The following is a 4,283-nucleotide window of genomic DNA, read 5'->3' as shown; positions in this document are numbered from 1 at the left end:
TGAGTCACGACCCGTTTGTTTGATTGTGTCTAAATCGAGGTTCAGGCGCAGTATCGAGCGTTGGTTACGTCCGACTTTGGGTTGCCACTTGAGCCAACTTTGTTGCTGCATTTTAGCCACCAGATTTCGTGCATGACGCGGTGAGGTGAATAAACATTCTGCAACCTGTGTTAACGATACTTTAATCTCTTGACCCACACCAAGCACGGTCAGGCGTGTGTAATAACGTAATAAAGTAAGATCAGACACTCGCAAATCCTCTGGATGAAAGGGAAGAGATAGGCAGTTCAGTTCTTCGCACGACCTTGCGCTTTGCCCTCCTTGATGGTCAAGTTGTTTGGGTATAGTAGCGAATTTATGAAGAACTAAATAAGAAATATTAATGATCATTTGTTCCTCATTTATTGATTTTTAGTTTTTAAATATCGTTTTAAGGCTAATTTCGATGATATGAGGAATTAAAAAATAAAAAATTCTCAGTTTTTGTATTCCTTGTTTTGATTCACAATCAACGCATCGATAGCTGAGGAGGTGAATGATGAACGACCCCATAACGGCTGACACCAAACAGCCAACACCGCTGGCGATCTATTACCGCCAGCGTTTAGAAAAATCACGTAACCCTATAGAGGTGATGGCGATTTTAGCTCTGATTCATTTATGTCACTGGTGACCATGAATAAAGGCATCTTGCATACCCTAAACTCTTGAGTTAGCTATGCTCCTGTTACCCCCAACTGCATAATTGCAGGATGCCTTTCCTTTTCGATGCACATCACTTTTTCTTCGTCCTACTTTTCATCTTTATCGTAAACGACTACCATGACATCGCTTTTTTAAAGCCAATTTATATTTTAAATTCTCAGGGCGGGGTGAAATTCCCCACCGGCGGTGTGTTTGTTTTTTCAGTTGAGAAGGCAGATGAGCCCGCGAGCGCTCGATGTATCGAGGTCAGCAGATCTGGTGAAAAACCAGAGCCGACGGTTATAGTCCGGATGAGAGAGAATGAAGAGACGCCAGTTAGTTTGCTAGCTGGTGCAATTTGTTTTGGATTTGATCCCTCATAGCAGCCCTGATTCTGGTGATTTTTTAGGAGTAAAACCATGAATCAGCTATCTCTACTTGCCAAATTTGGCGACCCTATTACTCGTGTTGAAAACGCACTGTCTGCGCTTAAAGAAGGGCGAGGCGTGTTGTTGCTTGATGATGAAGATCGTGAAAATGAAGGCGATATCATTTATGCGGTTGAGTCACTGACCACACAACAAATGGCACTGATGATCCGTGAATGCAGTGGCATCGTCTGCCTATGTTTGACCGATGAACAGGCTAATCAACTGCAACTGCCCCCGATGGTAATGCATAACAATAGCGCAAACCAAACCGCTTTTACGGTTTCGATTGAAGCAAAAACAGGTGTAACTACAGGCGTTTCAGCGCAAGACCGTGTCACCACAATAAAAACCGCGGCTCGCTTTGATGCTAAAGCCGATGATCTTGCACGCCCCGGCCATGTCTTCCCACTTCGCGCTCGAGCAGGGGTCGTTTTGGCTCGTCGTGGGCATACAGAAGGGACGGTTGACCTTATGCAAATGGCGGGTTTAATGCCTGCGGGCGTATTGTGTGAACTCACCAATCCTGACGGTTCCATGGCCAAAACACCTGAGATCGTTGCATTCGGGCAAAAACACAATATGCCCGTATTAACGATTGAAGATATGGTGTTGTATCGAACAAGATTTGATTTGAAATTAGCCTAACTGCGATGGCCCAGAGAGGTAAAGCTTCTTTGGGTCAGTCGCCATCTTCTCTATTATTCGACATCTAATAAAATCGATAGGTAGCTGATCGCTCTTCTGCTACAGTGGCGTGCTATTTCTTCACAGTCTGTCATCTTGATGGCACTGGAAATCTAACCCTAGGATCTATTTTGACCAATAACGATATTTTACGCCGTATTCGCTACACTTTTGATTTTAAAGACTCAGCTATGGTTGAGATTTTTGCGGCGGCGGACGGCTGCGTTACTCAAGAACAAGTGACTACTTGGCTAAATAAAGAGACGGAATCTGTATTGAGTGATGCGGATCTAGCGATATTTCTCAATGGCTTAATCAATACAAAGCGTGGTAAACGCGATGGTGAACAACCTCAGTCTGAAACACGCTTAACCAATAACATGATTTTCATGAAATTGCGTATTGCGCTGGATATGAAAGCAGAAGACATTTTAGACACATTAGCCTTCATCGATTTTCGTTTAAGTAAGCATGAGCTTAATGCGTTTTTCCGCAAGCCTGACAATAAACACTACCGTGAATGTAAAGATCAGATCCTGCGTAACTTTTTAATGGGTGTTCAGCGTCAACTGCGTCCAGAAGATAAACGCGAATATCAAGAAAAAATCGATTAAACCAAAGAAATCTCCTGTAAGTCATTAGGGATCTCTTTATTGAAAAAAGCCATGTTGACATGGCTTTTTTACTTAGTGATCAACGATCTTCATTCTGACGCTTACGAGTATCAGTTTTACCTCTTCTTGCTAAACTTTAAAGCGGTCCACCAACTCATAGAGTTCGTTGGCTCGGCTATTCATCTGTTGGCTACCTGCTTGGTTATGATTAGCCAGTTCAGCCGATTGACTACTTTGATCGGAGATCACCACAATACGCTCTGATATCTCTTGCCCAACAATACTTTGCTCTTCTGTTGCAGTTGCGATCAGTGCGTTCATATCCATAATTGTGGCAATAGAGTCTTGAATTTTTTGTAATGCTGTCGATGCGGCATTGGCTTTTTCTACGGTGCTTAAGCTACGGCTTTGGCTTGAATCCATCGCTTTAACTGCGGCATCAGAGGCATTTTTCAGTTGCCCGATCATGGCATGAATTTGCCCTGTACTGTCTTGGGTACGGCTGGCTAATTTTCGGACTTCATCCGCTACCACGGCAAATCCTCGTCCTTGCTCGCCCGCGCGAGCCGCTTCAATAGCTGCGTTTAACGCCAGTAGATTGGTTTGTTCCGCAATATCTTGGATAACCGCAAGTAGAGACGAAATGTTTTTCACATCGCCTTCCAGTTTTGAAATCACAAGGCTCGCTTCAGCGACCTCTTTGGCGAGATCCTGTACCGATTTTGCTGCCGAATCAACAATCTCATGGGCATCCTTGGCATTGTCGTCGGCGTCTTTTGCCGATTGAGCGGCATGATGGGCATTGTTCGAGATCTCTGTTGCAGTCGTGGTCATTTCTGTCATCGCTGTCGCTACTTGATCGGTCTCTTCACGTTGCCCTGATGCAATGGCGTCAACTTGTTGTGCTCGTTGTGTCATGTCATTGGTTTCATCCACAACCTGTTGCCCAACTTGGTGCACGCGCGCAATGATACTTTGTAAGCTGGAGACAAAGGCATTGAAGTTGTCACTTAACTGGGCAAATTCAGGGGCATTGAATTTCTCCATTCTTGCGGTTAAATCGGCGTCACCACTGGCAAATGAGCGAATCGATAAATCAAATAGTTCAAGAGGGCGCATAATACTGCGGTTTAAAATGATGGCGAAAAACCCGACGATAAGAATGATGATCAGGCTCATCAAACCGATATTAACCAAACTACTCTGCATATTTTCAGCAGCAAGCTCCTCCATATTGGCAATGACGGCATCAATATCATCGGTGTAAAAGCCAGTACCTATCATTAAATCCCATTGTGGCAAGTAGGCGGAATAGGCCAATTTAGGTAGTGGCGTGCTTTCTCCCGGTTTGGGGAAATAGTAGGTAGTGAACTTATCTGCTTTGGCATTTTTGATTAAATCTTGGATTAAATAGTTGCCCTGTGTGTCTTGCATATTCCAAAAGTTATCGCCTAAACCAGCATTGCTTTGGCCCAGTAGTAGTCGATCACCTTTGCTATTGTAGCCAAAGATATAGCCACTATTTTCAAACGCGATGTCGCGCAGTATGGTGATGGCTTCACTGAGGGGGGCGTTCTTTTGTTTGAGTGATTTGAGCGCTGTATCGGCAATTTGCAGATATGAACGCAGCTCATTTTGTTTCATCTCCATCATGCTAGCGCGGGTGGCGGTCATTTGTTCGTGATTCAGTTTTTGTGTTTCTGAAAAACTGAGATACATCATACTTAACGAAATAATCAGTAGCGGAACAATTGATAGCACGTAGAGTCTTTGGCGAATAGTCAGGCTCATGGTTATTTCCTGTTGTTATGTTATCGGCCTTGGTACTTTAACTGACGATTGATATGTTTGTTGTTATAAACACTGTTAT

General features: G+C 43.8%; 5 protein-coding genes and 1 riboswitch. Of the genes, 3 read left to right on the top strand and 2 right to left on the bottom strand.

Annotation, left to right across the window (positions count from 1 at the left end):
* A partial coding sequence (locus VOR_RS17150) for an SgrR family transcriptional regulator (protein WP_033197443.1) occupies positions 1-390 on the bottom strand: 390 nt, incomplete at its 3' end.
* Between the two features lie 145 nt (positions 391-535).
* On the opposite strand from VOR_RS17150, the gene VOR_RS18740 reads away from it, so the two are divergent.
* From VOR_RS18740 to VOR_RS0111105, 3 genes are all read left to right on the top strand, one after another.
* Positions 536-673 carry a hypothetical protein gene (locus tag VOR_RS18740; protein WP_155815363.1) on the top strand — a complete coding sequence of 46 codons (138 nt, stop codon included), beginning with the start codon at positions 536-538 and terminating at the stop codon, positions 671-673.
* A gap of 181 nt (positions 674-854) precedes the next feature.
* A riboswitch (FMN riboswitch) is annotated at positions 855-1,011 on the top strand.
* 92 nt (positions 1,012-1,103) lie between these two features.
* Positions 1,104-1,760, top strand: a complete 657-nt coding sequence (gene ribB / locus VOR_RS0111110; protein WP_010319779.1) for a 3,4-dihydroxy-2-butanone-4-phosphate synthase — start codon at positions 1,104-1,106, stop codon at positions 1,758-1,760.
* A 170-nt stretch (positions 1,761-1,930) separates the two neighbouring features.
* Positions 1,931-2,413, top strand: coding sequence for a YehS family protein (locus VOR_RS0111105; protein WP_010319778.1), 483 nt, complete (start codon positions 1,931-1,933; stop codon positions 2,411-2,413).
* 129 nt (positions 2,414-2,542) lie between these two features.
* Here VOR_RS0111105 and VOR_RS0111100 read toward each other — a convergent pair whose 3' ends face one another.
* Positions 2,543-4,204, bottom strand: coding sequence for a methyl-accepting chemotaxis protein (locus VOR_RS0111100; RefSeq protein WP_010319777.1), 1,662 nt, complete (start codon positions 4,202-4,204; stop codon positions 2,543-2,545).
* Positions 4,205-4,283 lie beyond the last annotated feature (79 nt).

It is taken from the genome of Vibrio ordalii ATCC 33509, from assembly GCA_000257205.1.
Taxonomy (GTDB): Bacteria; Pseudomonadota; Gammaproteobacteria; order Enterobacterales; family Vibrionaceae; genus Vibrio; species Vibrio ordalii.
The sequence above is the reverse complement of the archived record's forward strand: the minus strand, read 5'-3'. Positions and strand labels throughout refer to the sequence as shown.